Origin of the sequence: Stenotrophomonas maltophilia, assembly GCF_023518235.1 — a bacterium.
GTDB lineage: Bacteria > Pseudomonadota > Gammaproteobacteria > Xanthomonadales > Xanthomonadaceae > Stenotrophomonas.
The window spans coordinates 1,097,502-1,119,546 of sequence record NZ_CP090423.1 but is presented as its reverse complement, the minus strand read 5'-3'; the positions used below and the strand labels follow the sequence as shown (position 1 = coordinate 1,119,546).

The 22,045-nt window shown below is 60.4% G+C and carries 18 protein-coding genes and 1 pseudogene; 16 read left to right on the top strand and 3 right to left on the bottom strand.

Features of this window, described 5'->3' with window-relative positions:
- Positions 1-722: 722 nt before the first annotated feature.
- The 3 genes from cydB to fdhD form a co-directional block, all read right to left on the bottom strand.
- Complete coding sequence (cydB, locus tag LZ605_RS05375; RefSeq protein WP_249844027.1) at positions 723-1,736, bottom strand: cytochrome d ubiquinol oxidase subunit II; 1,014 nt, start codon at positions 1,734-1,736, stop codon at positions 723-725.
- Between the two features lie 11 nt (positions 1,737-1,747).
- Positions 1,748-3,136, bottom strand: a complete 1,389-nt coding sequence (locus LZ605_RS05370; protein WP_017354500.1) for a cytochrome ubiquinol oxidase subunit I — start codon at positions 3,134-3,136, stop codon at positions 1,748-1,750.
- 109 nt (positions 3,137-3,245) lie between these two features.
- Positions 3,246-4,106: a formate dehydrogenase accessory sulfurtransferase FdhD gene (gene fdhD, locus LZ605_RS05365; RefSeq protein WP_026070516.1), complete on the bottom strand. Its 861-nt coding sequence runs from the start codon at positions 4,104-4,106 to the stop codon at positions 3,246-3,248.
- Positions 4,107-4,583: 477 nt separating this feature from the next.
- On the opposite strand from fdhD, the gene LZ605_RS05360 reads away from it, so the two are divergent.
- The 16 genes and pseudogenes from LZ605_RS05360 (at position 4,584) to frmR (ending at position 21,882) form a co-directional block, all read left to right on the top strand.
- Positions 4,584-6,857, top strand: a complete 2,274-nt coding sequence (locus LZ605_RS05360; protein ID WP_026070515.1) for an FdhF/YdeP family oxidoreductase — start codon at positions 4,584-4,586, stop codon at positions 6,855-6,857.
- Positions 6,858-6,888: 31 nt separating this feature from the next.
- Positions 6,889-7,929: a GTP 3',8-cyclase MoaA gene (gene moaA / locus LZ605_RS05355; protein WP_017354497.1), complete on the top strand. Its 1,041-nt coding sequence runs from the start codon at positions 6,889-6,891 to the stop codon at positions 7,927-7,929.
- An 8-nt stretch (positions 7,930-7,937) separates the two neighbouring features.
- A complete protein-coding gene (moaCB, locus tag LZ605_RS05350) occupies positions 7,938-8,936 on the top strand; it encodes a bifunctional molybdenum cofactor biosynthesis protein MoaC/MoaB (protein ID WP_026070513.1) in 999 nt (332 codons plus the stop codon).
- The gene (locus LZ605_RS05345; protein ID WP_017354495.1) at positions 8,933-10,186 is read left to right on the top strand and encodes a molybdopterin molybdotransferase MoeA; all 1,254 of its coding nucleotides are present in this window, start codon (positions 8,933-8,935) and stop codon (positions 10,184-10,186) included. Before moaCB ends, LZ605_RS05345 begins: the two co-directional genes overlap by 4 nt.
- Positions 10,186-10,446, top strand: a complete 261-nt coding sequence (locus tag LZ605_RS05340) for a MoaD/ThiS family protein (RefSeq protein WP_017354494.1) — start codon at positions 10,186-10,188, stop codon at positions 10,444-10,446. The genes LZ605_RS05345 and LZ605_RS05340 overlap by 1 nt, the downstream gene beginning before the upstream one ends.
- 3 nt (positions 10,447-10,449) lie before the next feature.
- On the top strand, positions 10,450-10,968 hold the full coding sequence (locus tag LZ605_RS05335; protein WP_017354493.1) for a molybdenum cofactor biosynthesis protein MoaE: 519 nt from the start codon (positions 10,450-10,452) through the stop codon (positions 10,966-10,968).
- Entirely contained in the window at positions 10,934-11,500 is a 567-nt protein-coding gene (mobA, locus tag LZ605_RS05330) for a molybdenum cofactor guanylyltransferase (protein ID WP_026070512.1), read from the top strand. The genes LZ605_RS05335 and mobA overlap by 35 nt, the downstream gene beginning before the upstream one ends.
- The gene (locus tag LZ605_RS05325) at positions 11,497-11,856 is read left to right on the top strand and encodes a hypothetical protein (protein ID WP_017354491.1); all 360 of its coding nucleotides are present in this window, start codon (positions 11,497-11,499) and stop codon (positions 11,854-11,856) included. Before mobA ends, LZ605_RS05325 begins: the two co-directional genes overlap by 4 nt.
- Before the next feature lie 87 nt (positions 11,857-11,943).
- Positions 11,944-12,687 carry a molybdate ABC transporter substrate-binding protein gene (gene modA / locus LZ605_RS05320; protein WP_026070511.1) on the top strand — a complete coding sequence of 248 codons (744 nt, stop codon included), beginning with the start codon at positions 11,944-11,946 and terminating at the stop codon, positions 12,685-12,687.
- Positions 12,688-12,690: 3 nt separating this feature from the next.
- A complete protein-coding gene (gene modB / locus LZ605_RS05315) occupies positions 12,691-13,374 on the top strand; it encodes a molybdate ABC transporter permease subunit (RefSeq protein WP_005413347.1) in 684 nt (227 codons plus the stop codon).
- Positions 13,364-14,023 (top strand): annotated as a pseudogene (locus tag LZ605_RS05310) (ATP-binding cassette domain-containing protein); the annotation flags it as partial. The gene modB and the pseudogene LZ605_RS05310, both read left to right, overlap by 11 nt.
- A gap of 685 nt (positions 14,024-14,708) precedes the next feature.
- On the top strand, positions 14,709-16,106 hold the full coding sequence (locus LZ605_RS05305) for a sigma-54-dependent transcriptional regulator (RefSeq protein WP_026070510.1): 1,398 nt from the start codon (positions 14,709-14,711) through the stop codon (positions 16,104-16,106).
- Positions 16,107-16,115: 9 nt separating this feature from the next.
- Entirely contained in the window at positions 16,116-18,137 is a 2,022-nt protein-coding gene (locus LZ605_RS05300; protein ID WP_017354487.1) for a cache domain-containing protein, read from the top strand.
- A gap of 120 nt (positions 18,138-18,257) precedes the next feature.
- Entirely contained in the window at positions 18,258-19,181 is a 924-nt protein-coding gene (locus LZ605_RS05295) for a bestrophin family protein (protein ID WP_227832955.1), read from the top strand.
- 233 nt (positions 19,182-19,414) lie between these two features.
- Complete coding sequence (uvrB, locus tag LZ605_RS05290; RefSeq protein WP_017354485.1) at positions 19,415-21,394, top strand: excinuclease ABC subunit UvrB; 1,980 nt, start codon at positions 19,415-19,417, stop codon at positions 21,392-21,394.
- A gap of 212 nt (positions 21,395-21,606) precedes the next feature.
- On the top strand, positions 21,607-21,882 hold the full coding sequence (gene frmR / locus LZ605_RS05285; RefSeq protein WP_017354484.1) for a formaldehyde-responsive transcriptional repressor FrmR: 276 nt from the start codon (positions 21,607-21,609) through the stop codon (positions 21,880-21,882).
- Positions 21,883-22,045: the final 163 nt, after the last annotated feature.

The following is a 22,045-nucleotide window of genomic DNA, read 5'->3' as shown; positions in this document are numbered from 1 at the left end:
TGTTGTTCTCGTCGCAACTGCCGTTTTCGCGGGGTACTTCTTTGCGCGTGTTCGAGCTTCGTACTCACCGATTCCTACCAGGGCCCGGGGCTACGTCCTGAAGGTTGCCTATCATGGCAAGGGGGAGTACTCGCCACACTTGGAGATAGCCCGCCAAGTTCGCCGGCGTCAGCTCAGAGCGGAGCTTGCTGAAAGGCGTAGGCTTGAGCGGGAGGGCTTCCACCTATGGTTAAGATCCGTACGGCCGTGGGTTTGCACGTTGGCCAGAGGCTCTACTGTTGAGCTACTTAGCCCCATGCTGTCGGGAAGGGACCCACTCACTCTTGTCAGGTGGCTATCTCGTAGCGGCCCCATACATGATGTAGTCCTTCTTTCTAGGCGACTTCGTTGGTGTGAGGCGTTCTTCTACCACCTCACCGTGAATCATCGACTTTCCTTCAAGTCAGTTCGATCCGAAGGCATACGATTCAGGGTCGGCTGAAGGCCCCACTCATCACATCCTGTGTGTCTTAGGGCGATACACGATTCTGGGAGGCCGGGCGTATTGGCTAACTGATTGAGTCAAGTCGAGGGCCAGAGGCGGTGGCATTTGACCTTCGGCTTAGCTGAAGATAGTCCAGTGACATTCAGTTCATGAGTCGGCCGCCACCGAACCCACTCGCCCTTTCCGGGCTTTAGTTGAGCCCATTCTCCACTTCAGGCGAATGGGCGGCATATCACGCTCAATGATAGCTCGTGCTCGCACTCACCTTGCCGCGGAAAACGCGGTATGACCAGGCGGTGTAGCCCAGGATGACAGGAAGCATGACCGCCAAGCCGACCAGGCTGAAGCCAAGCGACGACACTGGCGCTGCTGCATCCCAGATCGTCAATGCCGGGGGGAGCAGGTACGGCCACATGCCGAGTACGAGGCCTAGGTAACCCAGGACAAACAACGACAGGCTCAGTAGGAAAGGGGCAAGATCATGAGTGGGGCGTTTCTCCGCGCGCCACAGCGCCACTGCCACGGCGAGCGTAAGAAGGGGGACGGGGGACAGCCACCAGAAATTCCCGTCACTGAACCAGCGAGTCATTAGTCGCAGATCAAGGAACGGCAGCCAGCTGCTCACGAGCCCCATGGCCACGATCACGGCGACCACCAGGGGGCGGGTCAGGCGCCTGGCAAGTGCGTGGGTTCGCCCCTCGGTCTTCAAGATTAGCCAGGTGCTTCCAAGCAAGGCGTAGCCGGCAACCAAGGCTGCTCCGGTAAGCATGGCAAAGGGGCTGAACCATAGGAATGGCCCGCCAGCGTAGGTGTCACCAGTCATTGGCACGCCTTGCACCACCGTGCCAAGAATCACTCCTTGAGAGAACGCGGCCAGAAGCGAGCCAAGGCCGAAAGCCACGCTCCAAAGCCTCTTGGAGCGATGGGCTTTGAACCTGAACTCAAAGGCGACCCCCCGGAAAACCAATGATACAAGCAGCAGAAGTACTGGAAGGTACAGGGCCGAAAGAAGCGCTGCATAGGCTGTTGGAAACGCTGCTAGCAATCCGGCTCCGCCGAGCACCAGCCAGGTTTCGTTGCCATCCCATATTGGGGCAGCGGTGTTCATCATCACATCGAGCTGCTCTTCATCCTCGGCAAAGGGCGCGAGAATGCCAATACCGAGTACGAAGCCGTCGAGGACGACGTACATCAGGACGCCGAAGCTGATGACGGCGAACCAGGCGATGGGCAACCAGGTCATCGAGTCCATGTCAGCGTTCCTCAGAGAGATTGATCAGCGGCCGAGATAGGCCGTGCAGGTGTGCGATCACCACCCTCTAGCGACGGACTTCCGTCTTGGGCATGTGGGCCATGTCGGAGGATCTTGACCAGATACCAGATGCCCCAACCAAATACGAACGCATATCCAGCGACATAGACCGCGAGTGAGATCGCTGTCATCCAGGCCGTTTGCGGTCCCACGGCATCAGCCGTTCGCAAAACGCCATAGACAATCCAAGGCTGGCGCCCCATCTCGGTGACAAACCAGCCGGCCACCAAAGCAACGAACCCACTTGGAAGCATCCAGTTCCAAGCGCGCAGCAGGGCCCCGGAATCGAACAGCTTACGGCGGGCCAGGGTGAAAGCAGAAAGCCAGGCGAGCAGTAGCATGAGGGTGCCTATCCCAACCATGATCCGGAATGCGAAGAACACAGGCGTGACCGGAGGTCGTTCGCTCGCCGGTACGGATGTCAGCGGTGCGAAGGTTCCATCCATGGAGTGAGTCAGGATGAGGCTGCCAACACGCGGAATCGCGATCTCAAGATCGTTCCGCTCTTCCTTCTCATTTGGTACAGCGAAGACGACCAGCGGAACTCCTTCACCTTCTTGGCCCTGATGCCAGTGAGCCTCTACCGCTGCGATCTTCATCGGCTGGTGCTTGAGGGTGTTCAGACCATGCATGTCACCCACGAAAATCTGAACAGGAACGGTAATGGCCGCAAATATCACAGCCGCCCCAAGCATCTTGCGGCCGGCTTCGACGTGCTCCTTACGCCGCAGGTACCAGGCGCCAACACCACCCACCACGAAGCAGGTTGTTATGAATGACCCTATTGCCATATGGGCCAGTCGATAGGGGAACGATGGATTGAACACAACCTCGAACCAGTCAACCGGATGGACCACTCCGTTGATCATTTCGTAGCCCGCAGGCGTATGCAACCAGCTGTTGGAGGCAAGAATCCAGAACGTTGAAAAGAGCGTTCCAAGTGCGACCATGCATGTGGAAAAGAAGTGCAGGCGTGGTGATACTCGCCCCCAGCCGAACATCATCACTCCGAGGAAACTTGCCTCCAGGAAGAAGGCTGTCAGGACCTCGTAAGTCAGTAGGGGGCCGATTACGGTTCCGGCGATCTGGCTCAAACGAGGCCAGTTTGTGCCGAACTGGAACGCCATGACGATACCGCTTACCACGCCCATGCCGAAGGACACGGCAAAGATCTTCTGCCAGAAGAAGAACAGATCCCGCCACACCGGGTTGCGGGTTCGAAGCCAGCGCCATTCCACGAAACCAAGCCAACTGGCCAAGCCAATGGTGAAGGCAGGGAAGAGCACATGGAAGCTGATGAGAAAGCCGAACTGAATTCGGGAAAGGAGGAGGGCGTCCATAACGATCCCAATAGGGGGTGGGTGGTGGCTAGCGGCTCAAGTTCCGATGGTGCCTAGCAATTTCATCGGCGGAGATCCTTGCTCATTGCACGGCAGGCGTCATCTGGCGTCATACGGCTGCTAGGTGTGCAGCTTCCAAATCGAGTAGGCGCTGGGGGTGTGAATAGATGTTGAAGCCATCCGAGCGCGCGAAACCGACAAGACAGATCCCTGCGGCCTTTGCGAGATCTATGGCTAAGGCTGTGGGTGCCGATACCGCTGCAACGATCGCCATGCCTGCATAGGCGGCCTTACTCACCATTTCGTAGCTAGCACGGCTAGATAGAAGCACGAGACCTTCGTTGGTTGAAGTCGATGAGCGCCTCATTGCACCAATGAGCTTATCTAGTGCGTTGTGCCTGCCCACGTCTTCGCGTACCACTTCGATAGCTCCGTCCGGGAGAACCCATGCTGCTGCGTGGGTTGAGCCGGCAGCCTCGTTCATTGGCTGTAGCCCTTTTAGCGAGGACAGTGCTACGCGTAGCGCCAAGGCGGAGTAGGTGGTGGGTCGGTCGATTGGCAAAGGCATTCTGAGCACTTGCTCCAGTCGACTAGCTCCACATAGCCCGCAACCGCTACGCCCGGGTAGGTTGCGGGTGGCGTCGTTGGGCATTGACACGATGGGCGCACTATCTGTGACTTCCATCGCCAGCTCAATGCCTTCCAGCGATGGCCTCACTTCAATCCGGAGAAGTTGGGAGGGATCAGAAATTGTTCCCTCCGTCATGGAAAAGCCCAGCGCAAAGTCTTCCAGATCCGTTGGGCTGGCCATCATCACCGAGAAAGGACTGTCGTTGTAGAGCATCGCGACAGGCACTTCTTCGGCAACGCTGTCCATGATTGAGCCGCGCTCGCCACCACGCCACCGAAGGGTTCTTCGATATGCGATGCCGCAGGGCTCGTTGGCAGGTACTGGGCTGGGCGCTTGCATGGAGATGAGGCCTGGCGGGGAGGGAAGCCGGTAACGATGATCTGGGCGTGCAGGGTCCCTCGGGTCGGGGACTTCTTAGTGGTTTGACAGTGCGGAGAGTATCCCAAGGCGTACACCCCGCTGCGGTCAAAATTTACAAATGTTCGCAGATGGACAGTTTGGCTGAGTTGATCCGACATTCTGTTCGAGGGGCTGTGGCCCGCCTGTCCGCTACATGTGCCTGTAGCTAGAAAACGCCCGATAAATTAGATAGTTACAATCGATGGCGGGTGGCGTGAAGACCTGTTCGTGGTGAGGGCCAGGATGAGCGCTTCGGGTCCGTTGAGGCACTCGTATCGGACACCAGTGCCTCGATTCGATCCCCGGCGTGTACGCCGGACGTCTTGTCTGGGCAGGGTGGACATACTGTCCGTGGAAGGGGAGGCCGTCGCGTGCTTAACTTTTCCCACTCCCAATTGCATGCTGCGAGTGCCTGTCATGTCAGAGCAGAAGATCCCCCGTTACAAAGCCTACGACCATCCTGCCGGTGGTTGGGGTGCCGCCGGTGCAACCGCCAAGGTTCTGATGCAGCAGAGCGTCATTGCCAAGGGATCTAAAGCGCTTTTGTCGATGAATCAGCCTGGGGGATTCAAGTGCCCCAGTTGCGCTTTCCCGGATGCAGATCACACCAAGAAGCTGGAGTTCTGCGAAAACGGTGCGAAGGCCTTGGCATGGGAGGCAACCAAGCATCGCGCCACGCGTGAGTTCTTCGCGGAGCACACTGTCCAGGAGCTGATGGCGCAGTCCGACTATTGGCTGGAGATGCAGGGTCGATTGACCGAGCCGATGCGATATGACCCGGTATCCGACCATTACGTTCCTTGTAGCTGGGATGAGGCCTTCGCGCTGATCGGGCGACACCTGCAGGCCCTGTCCAGCCCGCATGAGGCTGAGTTCTACACCTCGGGGAGGACGCCGAACGAAGCCGCGTTCCTGTACTCGATCTTCGTGCGCGAGTTCGGAACCAACAACTTCCCGGACTGCTCGAACATGTGCCACGAGCCGACCAGCCGGGGGTTGCCGCCGGCAATTGGTGTCGGCAAGGGCACTATCGTGCTCGATGACTTTGAGCATGCTGAGGCCATCTTCGTCATCGGCCAGAACACAGGCACCAACTCACCACGAATGATGTCCAACTTGGTGGAGGCGCGGAAGCGTAATGCTCCAATTGTCGCGGTCAATCCTATGCCGGAACGTGCGCTGATTCGCTTTGCCGAGCCCCAGGACGTCGTGCAGATGGCCACGTTTGGCTCCACCGAGATTTCCAGTGAATTTGTACACATTCGCATCGGCGGTGACCTGGCCCTGATCAAGGGCATCATGAAGGCTATGTTCGAGCGGGAAGCGGCCGGCGAGTCTGTTCTCGATCACGAATTCCTGACCGAGCACACCGTCGGGCTGGAGGCATTGCGTGAAGAAGTGATGTCCCTGGAGTGGAGCCAGATCGTCCAAGTGTCCGGGATCAAGAAGGAGCAGATTCTGCGTTGTGCAGAGATCTACATCCGTTCCCGTGCGACCATTATCTGCTATGGCATGGGCCTGACCCAGCACCAGCAAGGATCTCGCCTTTTGCAGCAGGTTGCCAATCTGCTGATGCTGCGCGGCAACTTCGGAAAGCCCGGGGCGGGCATTGCTCCTATTCGCGGCCATTCCAACGTGCAAGGCGACCGTACCGTCGGCATTGATGAGAAGCCGACGCAACGCTACCTGGACCAAGTTCGCGACGTGTTCGGGTTCGAACCGCCGCGCGAACATGGGCACCATGTGGTTGAGTCTATTGAGGCGATGCTGGCTGGAACCGCCAAGGTCTTCATCGGCATGGGCGGGAACTTCATCCATGCTGTTCCTGATACCGAAATTGCCTACAGGGCAATGCGTGGTCTTGAGCTTACGGTTGGCATCGCCACCAAACTCAACCGTGGCCACCTAGTGCATGGCAAGGAGGCGCTGATCCTACCGGTGGTGGCGCGCTCGGAGTGGATCCATACCCCGCTGGGTGAGCAGTTTGTCACCATTGAGGATGCCATGTCGAATGTCACCGCATCCCGTGGAGTACTGGAGCCTGTGAGTGAACATGTTCTTCCGGAAGTTGAGATCGTGTGCCGCATGGCAATGGCAACACTGCCGGACAGCAAGGTCGACTGGGCAGCTTGCATGCACGATTACAACCATGTTCGTGAGCTGATCGCGGCGGTCTATCCCAGCATCTACGCAGACTTCAATGAACGGATCCAGGCGCCGCGTGGCTTCCACTTGGACATTCCGCCGCGCCGCCGTGAGTGGCCGACACCTAACGGGAAGGCCAATATTCTGGTGTTGCCGGGTCTTGAAGTGAACGACCTGGTCGAGGATCCCACTATGCTTCGGCTGGCCACGGTTCGCTCCCATGACCAGTACAACACGACAATCTACAGCTACAACGATCGCTATCGCGGTGTGTATAACGATCGAATGATCCTCTTCATGAACCTGGAAGATCGAGTAGCACGAGGGATTGGGAAGGAGGAACAGGTGAGCCTCGAGACGATCTCCAGTGATGGCGTCTGCCGGCGGGTCGATGGGTTGACTGTGCTTGACTATCCGATGCCGCGTGGCGCGATTGCGGGCTACTACCCTGAACTCAATCCACTGCTACCTCTGGATTACTTCGATCGCATCAGTGGTACCCCCGCGGCGAAGTCGATCCCGGTCAGGGTGGTCATTTCACAGTGATTGCGCCGGCATGTCGTAGGGAGGACTAAGAATGTCAGCCGAGCTCATTCGGGCGCCAGAGCCGGTAGGTGAGGGCGCACTGGCAGATCATCCCCGCCAACTCACCGACGGTTTCGGACGCAGCTTTCCGTACCTGCGCCTTTCGTTGACCGAAGCCTGCAACTTCCGTTGCAGCTACTGCCTGCCCGACGGCTACCAGGCCGATGGCCGCCCGCGCTTCCTGCAGGTGGAAGAAATCGCGCGCCTGGTGCGTGCGTTTGCCGCGCTGGGCATGAGCAAGATCCGCCTGACCGGCGGCGAGCCCAGCCTGCGCAAGGACCTGGATGAGATCATCGCCACCGTGGCGGCGGTGCCGGGCATCCGCAAGGTGGCCATCACCACCAATGGCACGTTGCTACCGCGGCGCCTGCCGGGCTGGCACCGCGCCGGCCTGACCGCGCTGAACGTGAGCATGGACAGCCTGCAGCGCGAACGTTTCAAGACCATCACCGGGCATGACCGCCTGCCGGAGATCGAACAGGGCCTGGCCCTGGCGCAGGCGCTGGGCCTGCCGGCGATCAAGCTCAATGCGGTGCTGCTGCGTGGCCTGAACGACGACGAGCTGCCGCAGTGGATGGACTACCTGCGTGACCGCCCCTTCAGCGTGCGCTTCATCGAACTGATGCGCACCGGCGACAACGAAGCCTATTTCCAGCGCCACCACCTGCGCGCCGACGTGGTGATCGAGCAGCTGCTGGCGGCTGGCTGGCACGAACGGCCGCGCGCCGCCGATGCCGGCCCGGCGCGTGAGTACAGCCACCCGGACCATCGCGGCACGGTGGGCATCATCGCCCCGTATTCGCGTGACTTCTGCAAGGGCTGCAACCGCCTGCGGGTGACCGCCAAGGGTGACCTGCGGCTGTGCCTGTTCGGCGAGTTCGGCGTGCCGCTGCGCCCGCTGCTGCAGAGCGACGATGACCATGACGCGCTGCTGGCACGCATTACCACGCAGCTTGGCCTGAAAGCGGCCGGGCATGGACTGCACCAGGGCCAGACCGGGCTGACCCCGCACCTGGCCTCCATCGGAGGATGAGCAACACGATGAGTGGGGAATTGAATGCGGCCTTCCATATGGCCGATGTCCGCGACAAGCGCATCACCCGCCGACGTGCGGTGGCGGTGGGCGAGCTGCATGCCGGTCCAGTGGCCTATCCGCTGATCGTCGAGCGCCGCCTGCCCAAGGGCGATGCGCTGGTGATGGCCGAGATTGCCGGCCTGCAGGGCGCCAAGATGGCCTCGATGCTGATGCCACTGTGCCACCCGCTGCCGCTGGAACTGGTGCAGGTGTTCTGCGCGCCGGTACCGGAACGGCAGGCGATCCGCGTGTGGTGCGAGTGCGCCAGCGAGGCGCGCACCGGCGTGGAGATGGAGGCACTGGCCGGCGTCAACGCGGCGCTGCTTACCCTGTACGACCTGAGCAAGCCGGTGGAACCGGCCCTGCGCATCGAAGGTATCCGCCTGCTGTTCAAGGAAGGCGGCAAGCGCGGTGTCTGGCTGCACCCCGACGGCATGGACGATGCCGAGCGCACGCGTTTCAAGCCGCGTGCGCCGAAGGGCCTGGAGGGCGCGGCCTGCGCGGTGATCACGCTGAGCGATCGCGCCAGCGACGGCACCTATGAGGATATCTCTGGCCCGACCCTGGTGACCGGCCTGAAAAAGCTGGGCGGCGAGGTGGTGGCCGCTGAGGTGTTGCCCGATGGCATCGAGCCATTGGCGGGTCGCCTGCAGGCCTTGGCCGCCGAGGGCGTGCGCCTGTGCCTGTGTACCGGTGGTACCGGACTGGGCCCGCGTGACCTGACCCCGGAGGCGCTCCGTTCCCTGAACGCGCGGCCGGTACATGGCCTGGCGCAGATGGTGCGCGCGCTGAGTGCACAGCACACGCCGATGGCCTGGCTGAGCCGCGCCGAGGTGGTGCAGCTGGGCAACATGCTGGTGTTCGCGCTGCCCGGCAGCCCGAAGGCGGCGGCGCAGTGCCTGGATATCCTGGCGCCGGTACTGGGCCACGCCCTGGCGATGGTCGAGGGGGATGGCCACTCATGATTCCCTATTGCGAAGCCTTGCAGCACCTGCTGGACGCGGCCACGCCGCTGCCGGCCGAGCGCGTGCCGCTGCATGAAGCCGGCGGCCGTACCCTGGCCAGTGACATCCACAGCGGGCAGTCGTTGCCGCCGTTCGACAATTCGGCGATGGACGGCTTTGCGCTGCGCGCCAACGGCGCGACGTTCGAGGCCGGTACCGAATTCGCGGTGCAGGGCTGGCAGGCAGCCGGCGATGCCGGCGCCGAAGGCGGCGAGGGTGCCTGGGAAATCATGACCGGAGCGCGCATGCCGGTTGGCCTGGATACGGTGGTGCCGGTCGAGAACGTGGAGATCCTCGCCAGCGAGGACGGCCGCCCGACCCGCATCGCGCTGACCGCGACGGTGAAGCCGGGCCAGAACGTGCGCCTGCGCGGCCAGGACGTGCGCGAGGGTGAGCGCGTGCTGTGCGCCGGCCAGGTGCTGGATATCAATGCCCGCACCCTGCTGCACGCCCTGGGCGTGGGTGAGGTGGCGGTGGTGGCGCGGCCGAGGGCGGCGGTGATCGCCACCGGCAAGGAACTGGTGACCGAGGCGGCGCAGGCGCTGGAATCGGGCCAGATCCGTGACAGCAATCGCCCCTACCTGGTGGGCCGCCTGCAGGCGGCCGGTGCCGAGGTGGTCTGGCAGGGCACGGTGGGCGACGACGTGGCCGCGTTCAATGCGGTGCTGGATGAAGCGCTGGCCGCTGGCGCGCAGCTGCTGATCAGTACCGGCGCGGTGTCGGCCGGCCGCTACGACTTCGTTCCCGATGCGCTGCGTGGCCGTGGTGCGCGCATCGTCTTCCATAAGGTGGCGATCCGCCCCGGCAAGCCGTTGTTGTTCGCGGTGTTGCCCAATGGCGCGCTGTACTTCGGCCTGCCCGGCAACCCGGTTTCGGCTGCCGTGGGCCAGCGCTTCTTCGTCGAGCCGGTACTGCGCCGCCTGCTGGGGCTTGCACCGGAACCGGTGTTGCGGCTGCCGCTGCAGGCCGACGTGCGCAAGCCGCCCGGTCTGCGCTTCCACGCGCGGGCGCGGGTGGAAATGGACGGGCAGGGGCGCCTGAGTGCGCGCGTACTGTCCGGGCAGGAGTCGTTCCGTTTGATGTCCATGCTGCAGGCCAACGCCTGGGTGGTGCTGGAGGCCGAGGGAGACCTGGCCAGCGCTGGCACCTTCGTGCGCGTGCAGGGCTGGGGTCACCACGAACCGGTGCAGCTGGTGAGCCAGGAGTCATGATGAAACAGGTGAATCTGCAGTTGTTCGGTGCGTTTTCCGATCTGGATGCCAGCCGCGAAATCGCCGTCGATGTGGCCGGTGGCACCGTGGCCGATCTGCGCCAGGCGCTGCGCGAGCTGCTGCCGGTGCGTTGGCCGGGTTTCCGCGCGGGCCTGCTGGACTACTCGGCGTTTGCCGACCAGCAACGCGTGCTGCGCGACCACGAGGCGCTGCCCGACGATGGCCGCGTGGCGATCCTGCCACCAGTGAGCGGGGGCTGAGCGATGAGCGAGAAGATCATCGCGACGGTGGTGGACCGCGCGCAGGCGGCGATCGATCCGGCCGAAGGCATCGCGGCGGTATCTGATCCGGGCTTCGGCGGCATCGACGTGTTCATCGGCAAGGTGCGCGACGTCAACATCGGCCGGCCGGTGACCGGGATCACGTACGACCTGTTCGAACCTTTGGTGCTGAACGAGTTCAAGCGCCTGGCGGCAGAGGTCGAGGCGACGTTCGGTCCGAAGCTGAAGCTGTATGTGGCCCACGCCAAGGGCCGGTTGGGCATTGGCGATGTGGCGGTGGTGGTGGCCGCCGGCAGCCCGCATCGAGACGAGGCATTCCGGGCCTGCCGGCAGTTGATCGAGGTGGTCAAGCACCAGTGCCCGATCTGGAAGCAGGAGCATTACGAGGACGGCGACAGCGAGTGGACCGAAGGCTGCAGTCTCTGCCATGCGGATAACGAACCCACGCAAGCTCATGACAATGCCCATGAATGTGCACACGATCACGAACATTCCCACTGACGGCATCGTGCTGGCCGGTGGTCTTTCCAGCCGGATGGGCCGTGACAAGGCGCTGCTACCGTGGCACGGGCGAACCCTGCTAGAGCACATGCGTGGCCTGCTGCGACAGGCAGGTGCGGAAAGGGTATGGGTGAGTGGCAACTACCCGGCCTTCGGTGGCATTCCTGATCGCGTGGCACGCTGCGGCCCGTTGGGCGGGCTCTACAGTGTGGCCATGTGCATGCCGGACGCTGCCGCTCTGGTGCTTCCGGTGGATACGCCCAATGTGACCCCGGCGTTACTACAACGGTTACGTGATGCGCCTTCGGCTGCCTGTGTGCTGTTTGCGGAAGAACCCCTGCCGATGCGGTTGCAGATTGATGACCATTGCCGGCATGTGTTGCGGGAATTGATCGAGAATCCGGCGGCGCACCGCTCGCTACACGCCCTGCGAGAACGCTTGGGCGCAATCGAGCTGCCACTGGCGGATAGCGAATACGACCAGCTACTCAACTGCAACACCTCAACCGAGCTCGAGTTCATTGCATCATGAAAGTCCAGCTACAGCGGCAGGCAGTTCGTCTGCGCGTTGATGAAGAGGAGCTAGCGCAGTTGCTGGCCGGCGAATCGGTGGAGAACCTGACGCGGTTCGGCGGCGATCGCGGCTGGGGCATGGTGCTATCACTGCATGCAGGGCAACAGGCGGTGCTTCTGGAGGGGAGCGAGTACTGCCGGTTGATGCTTCCTCGCGAAGCGGTTCAGTCCTTGGCATTACGTTTGCCCTGTCGTGATGGTCTGGGTTTTGGCATTGCGCTGGATGATGACATCTCGCTGCAGCTTCAATTCGATGTGGATGTACGAGACAGCCTGCGCCAACGAGGTCCGCACCGTCGTGCACCCTCTACCTAGCTCTGGGCGGGCCAGCTATGTAGCGCCTGCGATGCCAAGGATAGGCGGTGAAACCGATCTAAACCCAACCAAACGGGGAAACCAATGATGAAACGAGTTGGACTGTTGTTGCTGGGACTGCTGGCCACGGTGCCGGCCTTGGCGGCCGACCTGACGGTGTCGGCGGCATCGAGCTTGACCGAGAGCTTCCGCGAACTGGGCACCGCCTATGAGAAGGCACACCCGGGAACCAAGGTCGATTTCAACTTCGCCGCGTCCGGCGTGCTGCTGCAGCAGATCAGCCGCGGCGCGCCGGTGGATGTGTTCGCGTCGGCCGATGAAACCACGATGGACCAGGCCCAGCAGCAGGACCTGCTGGCGGCCGGCACCCGCGAGGTGTTCGCGGTGAACGCGCTGTGGGTGGTGGTGCCGCCGCAGGCCAAGGCTGCGCCGCGTACCTTGAAGGACCTGGCCGGTGCCGGTGTGCAGCGCATCGCACTGGGCAACCCGGACAGCGTGCCGGTCGGCCGCTATGCCAAGGGCGCGCTGGAAGCGGCGGGCCTGTGGCCGTCGGTGCAGGGCAAGACCATCACCACGCAGAACGTTCGCCAGTCGCTGGACTACGTGGCGCGCGGTGAAGTGGATGCCGGCTTCGTCTATGCCACCGATGCGCAGGCGATGCCTGATCGGGTGCGCCGTGCCTTCGCGGTGCCGGTGGCGGGGCGCATTGCCTATCCGTTGGCGGTGACCAAGGCCAGTGCGCAACCGGTTGAAGCCAAGCGCTTCACCACCTTCGTGCGTTCGGCACAGGGCCAGGCGATCCTGGCCAAGCATGGGTTCGGCAAGCCCTGAGGCATGGATCTCGACTGGAGCGCACTGTGGTTGTCGCTGAAGGTGGCCGGCTGGGCCACCGCGATCAATCTGGTGCTGGGCGTGGCACTGGGCGCGCTGCTGGCACGTCGGCGATTTCCTGGCCGTGAGCTGCTGGATTCGCTGCTGACCCTGCCGATGGTGCTGCCGCCGACCGTGCTGGGGTATTACCTGCTGGTGCTGATCGGCCGCAACGGCCCGATCGGCGCGTGGCTGCAGTCGTGGTTCGGCATCAACCTGGTGTTCACCTGGCAGGCGGCGGTGATCGCTGCGGCGGTGGCCTCGCTGCCGCTGGTGTTCAAGCCGGCACGCGCGGCGTTCGAGGAAGTGGATGGACAGTTGGAGCAGGCCGCACGCACGCTCGGTGTGTCCGAAGCAGCGGTGTTCTTCCGCATCACGCTGCCGCTGGCGTGGCGCGGCATCCTCGCCGGCCTGCTGCTGGCGTTTGCACGCGCGATGGGCGAGTTCGGCGCGACGCTGATGGTGGCGGGCAGCATTCCCGGCCGCACGCAGACGCTGTCGATCGCCATCTACGAAGCGGTGCAGGCCGGCCAGGACGGCAAGGCCAATGCGCTGGTGATCCTGACCTCGGTGGTGTGCATCGTGATCCTGCTGCTGGCCGCGCGGCTGGTGGGCGGACGTCGCCGGGAGCTGCGTGATGTGGCTTGACCTGCAGGTGCAGCGTCGCCTGCAGGCGGCCGGCCAGGATTTCGTATTGGACGTGTCGCTGCAGTGCACGCAGCGGCAGGTGGTGCTGTTCGGGCCCTCGGGCGCGGGCAAGAGCCTGACCCTGAAGGCGGTGGCCGGGCTGCTGAGGCCGGGCCAGGGTCATGTGCGCCTACAGGGGCAGACCCTGTTCGATGCGGCCACCGGTGTGGATCTGCCGCCGCAGCACCGCCGGCTGGGCTACGTGTTCCAGGATTACGCGCTGTTCCCACACCTGAGCGTGCGCCAGAACGTGGCGTTCGGTCTGCAGAAGGGCTGGTTGAATCCGCGGGTCGGCCAGCGCTTCGATGCGGTGGAGCAGTGGTTGCACGCATTCCGCATCGATACGGTGGGTGATCTGCTGCCCTCGCAGGTGTCCGGCGGCCAGCGCCAGCGTACCGCCTTGGCACGCGCCTTGGTGACGCAGCCGCAGGCGCTGCTGCTGGATGAACCGTTCTCCGCGCTGGACCAGGATCTTCGCCAGCACTTGCGGCAGGAGCTGGAGGCCGTGCTGGACGGGGCCGGTATTCCACTGCTGCTGATCAGCCATGATCCCAACGACATTGAGATATTTGGGGGCCAGATCGCCTGCATCGAAAATGGGCGACTGATCTCTCCTCCCGGCTCGCGTCAGAGGCCGACCCGTCAGCCCCGCCTTCTACCATCCTTAGTCGGCTCCCCAACAAGCCCGGGTCTTGAGGGGAAGAGCAACCATCAGTCAGTCGGAGACTCAGAGAGTCCAAAGCCACGATACATCTGCCCGCGAGCCGCGCAAATGGGAGACGACCCTGGTGCATAGGCATCTCTATGCCGGTAGGCGAGCGGTAGGGCCTGGACCTTCTTGCAAGGCGGATCGACTCGCCCGCGCTTGGCCGCGCTGCGTGGCTCCGGCCGAGGCGGGGACAACGCGCACCCAGCGCTTCCCATATGGCCGAATTGGCGTAATGATCCGCTCGAAGGGAGCGAGACTTCTCCAGCCTCCCGTGGCGACCGACCGCCGAGGGGCTTGGAGGGGCACGGAGGCCATTGGCGCTCTGGGCAATATGGCGAGGAGCCCCCGGTCCGTTTGGCCACCAAGAGGTCGATACTAGGCTCGTAGGGCAAGAGTTCCGGATTGGCATATGACTGAGGTCGACAGCATTGAACGTCTCAGACTGGCCTTTGGTGCACAACGTCCTACGTCGTGAGAGGGGGTGTTTTGTTCGATATGTCACCCGTCATCTAGCGGTCGAAAGATCGAAATGAACTCGAACACGAATCGACGGAACTAGCCACGCTTCAATTGTACTGAGGGAAACATGACGCCAAAGAGCGCCAACCAATCTTCCGAAGAGCGCGCAAACGGCGATCTTGCATGGCCGGACCTTGCGCGCTCATCGATACTGATCGTTGACGACGAACCTGGCATGCGTAGCTTCTTGGTTCGTGCCTTGCGACCGCGATGCAAAGTTGTGGAAGCTGCAGCTGACACCATTGAAGCGGAGCAGCATCTGACGGAGCGCCACTTTGACATCGTGATTGTGGACAACGTGTTGCCAGGGAAGAGTGGCATCGCGTGGCTGGAGGACCAGCGCAGGGGAGGGGTCTTGGCCGACTTCATTCTGATTACTGCGTACGCAGACTTGGATTCCGCTATCGGCGCTATCCGCGCGGGAGCGGCTGATTTTCTTCTCAAGCCTTTCAGAACCAATCAGTTGCTGGCCGCTATATCGCGCTGCCTGGAACGCGGTCGCCTACGGCGGGAGAATGCCATTCTCCGTCACGAGCTACATGGCTCCGGTGCACCAGCTGCGCTTCGAGACAGGCTCACAGGTAGCTCGCGTGCGATTCAGGCCACCAAGGATCTGATCGCGAAGGTCGCACCACTGCCCAGTAGCGTGCTGTTCACTGGAGAATCCGGCTCTGGAAAGGAGGTTGCCGCAAGATCGCTGCACGCGTTGTCCGCACGGGCATCTCATCCTTTCATTCCAATAAATTGTGCAGCTGTTCCCAGCGAGTTGATTGACGTTGAACTGTTCGGGAGTCTCAAAGGAACGTTCAGTGGAGCGAACTCGTCTCGCCAAGGACTGGTCGCCTATGCAGAAGGCGGAACATTGCTGTTTGACGAAGTCGCTGATCTTCCCTTGGCTCTCCAAGGAAAGCTGCTAAGGATGCTTGAAGATAGACGGATACGACCAGTTGGCGCAGATCGGGAGATTCCGATCGATGTCAGATTCATCTTCTCAACCAACAAGAATTTGGTTGCGGAAGTGAAGAATGGAACATTCCGGTCGGATCTCTACTATCGCATCAACGTTCTCGAGGTGTCGCTTCCTCGCCTTCATGACCGCGGCGCTGATGTGTTGGAGCTGGCGGCGGGCTTCATGCGTGAGCTGGGGCTGCAGCTTGGCCTTCAACCGATTCCGATCGACGAAAGGATCCGGGCATATCTTCAGAGCTACTCGTGGCCCGGGAACGTCCGCGAGCTTCACAACTACGTTGAGCGTAGCCTGATACTCGGACACTTTCCGACTCAGCTTGAGCGGTTGGAGTCACTCTCTGACCCACGAAGCCGGCTGCTCTCGGAGGTCGAGCGCAGGCACATCCTTGCAGTGCTTCGTGAGACTGGCGGAGATCGCGAAAGAGCGGCCACGATCTTGGGCATATCGCGAAAGACGATTGATCGTAAGTGCTCCAGTTGGAATGTATCAGCCTAGGAATCTGCAATGAACCGAGCGCGCTCAGTTCGCTTCCGCCTGCTTCTAATCGCGATCCTTCCAATGTTTGTGATCCTGCCGGCTATCGTCGGCGGACTCATCTACCAATGGGATTTGCGCTTCGACCGACTGCTCGCCTCGAAGGTTGGCGGGGACCTGAAAGTTGCGGGACAGTACATGAACCAGCTGCTCGTCAACGACCGCGCGACGCTGGCTGCGATTGCTGATTCGCAGAGCTTCCATGGCGTCATTAGCCAGGGGGTCAACAAGAATGCAGAGCTTGGCAGCCTACTAGCGTCGAAAGCCCAAGGTGGTTCACTAGACTTCATCGCACTGTTGGATTCAAACGGTCGCTTGTTGGCTAGTAGTGAGCCGGCCTCGCCAGCTGAGCTTGACTTGGACTGGTCAGTCATCGAAAAGGCCCTGAAGGGAGCGTCCAGCGTGGAGGTGGGGGTGGTAAGCCGGGACGATCTGATGGAGATCTCCCCAAAGCTCGCCGCACGGGCCGAGGTCATTCGTCCGCATAACGCAAGGAATCCTGTCGATTCGGCCCAGAGTGAGAAGCGGGGCCTAATGATTCAAGCTGCAACGCCGGTTGCACTTCCAAACAATCAGGTTGGCGTCTTGATTGCGGGTACTCTGCTGAACCACAACACCGAGTTCATCAAGCAGATCACTGATCTTGTCTACCGAGATAAGGCCCTGCGTACTGGCGCAACAGGGATAGCCTCCATCTTCCTTGGTGATACCCGCATCAGCACCAACGCGTTGTTGGCGGGAGGGAACCCAGCGTCGGGGACACGGGTGTCTTCTGAAGTGGCCGAGGCCGTGCTGGGCCAGGGAAAGACCTGGCAGGCGAGAGCCTACGTAGTCAATGATTGGTACATTGCCGGCTATATGCCCATTCTCAATGGCCGGGGCGTACCTATTGGTATGCTCTTCGTGGGCTTTCTGGAGGAGCCATTCACCACCGCCCGTCGAAATTCCATCGGAGCGATCGTGTTCGGTTGCCTCCTTGTTGCAGTCATCACCGTACCCCTTTTTCTGTACATCGCTCGCGGCGTGTTCAAGCCACTTGAGCGGATGGATCAGGCAATTGGACGGGTCAAGGCGGGCGACCGCAGTGCTCGCTCCGGAGCAGGGGCATCCAATGATGAAATCGGACGTGTCGCTTCGCACTTGGACCAGCTGCTCTGTCAGCTGGAAGAGAAGGAACGGCAGCTGGTCGCCTGGAACGAGGAGCTCAATTCCAGGGTAGAGGAGCGAACTGCTGGTCTCGCACTAGCCAATAGACGGTTGGAAGAGACGACCCAGCACCTGATTGTCACTGAGAAGCTGGCAACAATTGGCGAGATCGCAGCAGGAATAGCGCACGAGATCAACAATCCGCTTGCCGTCATGCAGGGGAACCTCGAGCTTCTGCGTGACTCGATCAGGGAGCCCGAGGGTCAAGGGTTTGGAGAAGAGATTGACCTCATTGAGGATCAAATTGGGCGTATCAGCACCATTGTTTCCAAGTTGCTGCAGTTCTCCAAGCCCAGTGAGTACTCCGGTCATAGTGAGCTGTTAGAGCCTGCCACGCTGATGTTGGAGACGCTGCCCCTGATTCAACACCTCATCAAGCGCCATCCCGTGAAGATAGAGAAGAACTTCCTGTCCACACGGCTCGTAACGGGCAATCGGGGCGAGCTGCAGCAAATTCTTGTGAACCTCCTGATCAATGCAATCTATGTCATGCAGAAGGGCGGAACGCTGGGATTGGCGACGTTGGACGTTGACGACGTTCATGGTCACCCTGGCGTCGCTTTGCGAGTCTCAGATACTGGAAGCGGCATTCCTCAGGACATTCTGGTCCGAATTTTTGAGCCATTCTTTACGACCAAACATCGTCAAGGTACTGGGCTGGGTCTTTCCATCAGTCAGATGCTTGCCAACCGCCACGGTGGCAGCCTGTCGGTAGTGAGAACCGGCCTGACAGGGACGGTCATTGAACTATGGATGCCCGAGGCTGCCGACGATGAACTGCTTTAGACCTGCTGTAGCAGTGTCATGCGAACGGCGTGATGTCATTCGCATTTCGAACTCAAGTGGAAGGAATTTGTTGCCTAGGCGTATCGACGCCAGCAGTCGATCAATGAATCAGAGGTTGGCATGACACACCGTCTCCCAGATGTTGAAACGAGAATGCGAAGGCAGCCGACGTTGTGGGACGTTGCGTTTGCCGTCAGGGGTACCATCCTGCCCAGGATCGCATTGCATCTACTACTGATTAGCATTGTGACCGCAGGAGCGGTGCTCGCATCAACGGAGCATCCAGGAATCTTTGCTCGCTTCAGTGCCGTTCCGTTCACGCTCATTGGTATCGCACTTTCCGTATTCATGAGCTTTCGAAACAACGCTTGCTACTCCAGATGGTGGGAGGCGAGGCACCTTTGGGGTGACCTGGTCATAGCGTGTCGCTCAATAGCCAGGCAGACGTCCCTGCTGGATCCAAACAGCCGAGCACAGATCCTGCGAGGCCTGTGTGGCTTCAGTGCTGGCCTCTATTCTCGACTGCGCCGGGCCGACGAAGCCCATGCGATCGCACCTTGGTGGGATATTGGCAAGGCATCACAAGGCCCGAATCCGACGGACGCTGTGCTCCAGGGCATTGGCTTGAAGCTTGCCCATCTGGCTCATGAGGGAAGGATCGACTCGATTCAGTACTCGGTGATGGATAAGCAGCTTGCCAACTTGGCTCGTATCCAGGGGGGGTGCGAGAGGATACTCAATACTCCGATTCCATTCTCGTATTCGCTGCTGCTTCACCGGACTGCGATCGTATTCTGCACAACACTTCCTTTTGCGCTGGCAGGAACATTGGGGTGGTGGACCTTTTTACCGGTGCTCATTGTGGCGTACACGTTTTTTGGTCTCGATGCGCTGGGCCGTCAGCTGGAGGAGCCATTCAGTTCCGCGCCGAACGCGCTCCCGATCTACTCAATGCAGAGGACGATCGAGACAGAGCTAATGTCAACGCTGGCTCTGACTGCGGTCGATCAGGAGTCGGTACAGCAGCCAGGTAGGGAGGAGTGAGGCGTGAGCGGAGGGCGGCGGGTGCACTTCTGAGGCCGCTCCGGCATGTAACGACATGCCAGCTCACGCCCTAGCGCTAGTCAGGCATGGGTTGCCAGGCTCACCTGAAAGGAACTCGCCCAAAGATAGCATTCGTACAGCCCCCTTGGTTCCGCTCGCACATATGGGATGGAGTCTGTGAGACGGGAATAGTTCCTCTAACGATCAAGAATGAGCCAGTAGGAGCGTAAGTGATGTCAACAGATATGTTCGTAATGCATTCGGATCATACGCCGGCCGGGGATCAACCCGAAGCGATTGCCAGGCTAATTGCTGGCATCGAGGAGGGAGCAACACATCAGACCTTGAAGGGAATTACAGGGTCAGGGAAGACCTTCACGATGGCCAATGTGATCCATCGGCTGAAGCGACCCACGCTCATTCTTGCGCCAAACAAGACGTTGACTGCTCAGCTCTACGGGGAGATGAAGGCGCTGTTCCCCGAGAACGCCGTGGAGTATTTCGTTTCCTACTACGACTTCTTCCAGCCAGAGGTCTATATCCCAGGTAGCGATCGTTACATCCAGAAAGACTCAGCCATCAATGATCACCTTGAGAGGCTTCGACTATCGACTACGAAGTCTCTGATTGAGCGTAGAGACGTGATTGTTGTCGCTTCGGTGTCCTCAATCTATGGACTGGGAGACCCACAGAGCTACCGGGATCTGCAGGTTGAGCTTGCGCTTGGAATCGAACTGGATCAGAGGGACTTCCTGCGTCGGCTTGCATCGCTTCAGTACGACAGGACTGAGCGGACCCTGAAGCGTGGCACGTTCCGTGTGTCTGGCGATGTGGTCGATATTTTTCCCGCCGACTCTGAGTACAAGGCAATTAGAGTAGAGCTCACGGACGAGGGGAGAGTGCAGTCGCTCACCTGGATTGATGCGGTTACAGGGAAGAAGCTTGGCGATGAGACGCGCTACCTCGTTTCTCCAAAGACACTCTTCGCAAGCCCCAAAACAGAAATCAATGAGGCTACGAAGGCCATCCTCAAGGATTTGGAGGCCAGGGTGACGGAGCTCAACGCATCTGGTCGAATCGTTGAGGCAAATAGGCTTTACGAGAAGATCACGAACGACGTGGAGATGATGAGGGAGCTGGGATATTGCTCTGGCATGGAGAACTACTCCAGTTACCTGAACTCGAAGCCTTCAGGAGCTAGGCCGACGACACTCATGGACTACCTCCCGAAGGATGGCCTGCTATTTGTTGATGAGTCGCACGTCATGGTTCCTCAGATCGAGGCGATGTTCAGGAGCGATCAGAGCAGGAAGGATACTCTAATCGAGTACGGGTTCCGTCTACCTTCGGCGATGAACAACAGACCGCTTAGCTTCTCTGAGTTTGAAGCCATCAAGCCCCAGACGATCTTCGTTTCGGCTACGCCTGGCGCCTATGAGATTGGGAGATCCAAGGGAAGATTGATTGACCAGCTCATCAGGCCCACTGGCTTGCTCGATCCGCTGGTAGAGGTGAGGCCGAGGGAGGGCTACAGGCACGATCTTCTGTCAGAGATCGCCCGTTGTGTACGAGAGGGCGACAGGGTCTTGGTGACCACGCTGACAAAGGTGTCTGCTGAGGAGCTGTGCGAGTTCCTCGAGGATCAAGGGGTGCGTGCGAAGTACATGCACTCGGATATCAAGGCAGAGGATCGAGTTGAGATCATCAATGGGCTGAGGGCCGGCGAGTTCGATGTGCTAGTGGGTATCAGCCTGCTGAGAGAGGGGCTCGATATTCCTGAGGCCTCTCTGGTCGCTATCGTTGATGCGGACCAGGCGGGCTTCCTTCGGTCGAGCCAGGCCCTCATTCAGATGATTGGACGAGCCGCAAGAAACTCGCGCGGTAAGGCGATCATGTATGCCGATACGATCACTAGTGCGATGCGGCAGGCCATTTCTGAGACTGATGACAGGCGACAGCATCAGATCGCGTTCAATGAGGAGTTCGGCATCACCCCGTCAACGTCTCGCGGAATGTTGGGATCAACAGAGGCTCGACCTGACCGGTCGCAAGCCCATTCAGCGGAGTTCTGCGCCAACCTAAAAGACCTCTGTGATCGAATTACATCAAAGGAGCGACAGCTTCTGGAGCTCTCTGATGCCGGGGACGAGGAGGAGATCGAGTTCGTCAGGCTGGAGCTAGACAAGCTATACCGCCAATTCATCTACATGTAACCACTCTTTCGAGTGGTGGGGCGTGGCTCCTACAGGAGCCCGCCTTTTGTGGTGTGGGGGTGGGGCGGGAGGGGTCTGTCACTGGCCTCTGGCGGCGGCTCGAAATCAGGCGCAGACTCAGTTGACGGAGTTAAAGACCCTCGCAGATTGCTAGCTTGCATACTATCGGGGAGTATAGTATCGTTCCCTCATGTGATACGGACAGGTGCGCAATGCCTCACAGCCCTCGGGAGAAAAAGCAGGCCCTTACCCGCGTACGTCGGATCAGCGGACAGGTGGCTGCATTGGAGCAGGCTCTGGAGAGCGGGGCGGAATGTGCTGCAGTACTTCAGCAGCTTGCTGCTGTGCGCGGGGCGGTCAATGGTTTGATGGCGACGGTTCTGGAGAGCTATCTGCGTGAAGAGTTCCCGCATAGCGACACCCACACCGACTCTCAAAGGAAGTCGATTGACGAGACCATCTCTATTGTCCGCTCCTATCTCCGTTAGTCAGTTCGCGACATTGCTTGATGGCGCTAGTACTAAGTAGAGGAGGCAATCTATGGGTGTCCGAACTACTTCATTTCCAAGTAGAACCCGCCATTCCTAACCCCTTCGTGGGTTAGGGCGTCACGACTAGGACGTTGAGGCCTTTCCAGGAGGCTCCAAGGCA

Excerpts from the sequence above, each read along its gene's own strand:
- frmR (WP_017354484.1), top strand. The coding sequence starts at position 21,607 with ATGCCTCACAGCCCTCGGGAGAAAAAGCAGGCCCTTACCCGCGTACGT.
- moaCB (WP_026070513.1), top strand. The coding sequence starts at position 7,938 with ATGAGTGGGGAATTGAATGCGGCCTTCCATATGGCCGATGTCCGCGAC.
- uvrB (WP_017354485.1), top strand. The coding sequence starts at position 19,415 with ATGTCAACAGATATGTTCGTAATGCATTCGGATCATACGCCGGCCGGG.
- moaA (WP_017354497.1), top strand. The coding sequence starts at position 6,889 with ATGTCAGCCGAGCTCATTCGGGCGCCAGAGCCGGTAGGTGAGGGCGCA.
- mobA (WP_026070512.1), top strand. The coding sequence starts at position 10,934 with ATGAATGTGCACACGATCACGAACATTCCCACTGACGGCATCGTGCTG.
- LZ605_RS05300 (WP_017354487.1), top strand. The coding sequence starts at position 16,116 with ATGAACCGAGCGCGCTCAGTTCGCTTCCGCCTGCTTCTAATCGCGATC.
- LZ605_RS05370 (WP_017354500.1), bottom strand. The coding sequence starts at position 3,136 with ATGGACGCCCTCCTCCTTTCCCGAATTCAGTTCGGCTTTCTCATCAGC.
- LZ605_RS05345 (WP_017354495.1), top strand. The coding sequence starts at position 8,933 with ATGATTCCCTATTGCGAAGCCTTGCAGCACCTGCTGGACGCGGCCACG.
- LZ605_RS05305 (WP_026070510.1), top strand. The coding sequence starts at position 14,709 with ATGACGCCAAAGAGCGCCAACCAATCTTCCGAAGAGCGCGCAAACGGC.
- modA (WP_026070511.1), top strand. The coding sequence starts at position 11,944 with ATGAAACGAGTTGGACTGTTGTTGCTGGGACTGCTGGCCACGGTGCCG.
- LZ605_RS05360 (WP_026070515.1), top strand. The coding sequence starts at position 4,584 with ATGTCAGAGCAGAAGATCCCCCGTTACAAAGCCTACGACCATCCTGCC.
- LZ605_RS05325 (WP_017354491.1), top strand. The coding sequence starts at position 11,497 with ATGAAAGTCCAGCTACAGCGGCAGGCAGTTCGTCTGCGCGTTGATGAA.
- LZ605_RS05295 (WP_227832955.1), top strand. The coding sequence starts at position 18,258 with ATGACACACCGTCTCCCAGATGTTGAAACGAGAATGCGAAGGCAGCCG.
- cydB (WP_249844027.1), bottom strand. The coding sequence starts at position 1,736 with ATGGACTCGATGACCTGGTTGCCCATCGCCTGGTTCGCCGTCATCAGC.
- fdhD (WP_026070516.1), bottom strand. The coding sequence starts at position 4,106 with ATGCAAGCGCCCAGCCCAGTACCTGCCAACGAGCCCTGCGGCATCGCA.
- LZ605_RS05335 (WP_017354493.1), top strand. The coding sequence starts at position 10,450 with ATGAGCGAGAAGATCATCGCGACGGTGGTGGACCGCGCGCAGGCGGCG.
- LZ605_RS05340 (WP_017354494.1), top strand. The coding sequence starts at position 10,186 with ATGAAACAGGTGAATCTGCAGTTGTTCGGTGCGTTTTCCGATCTGGAT.
- modB (WP_005413347.1), top strand. The coding sequence starts at position 12,691 with ATGGATCTCGACTGGAGCGCACTGTGGTTGTCGCTGAAGGTGGCCGGC.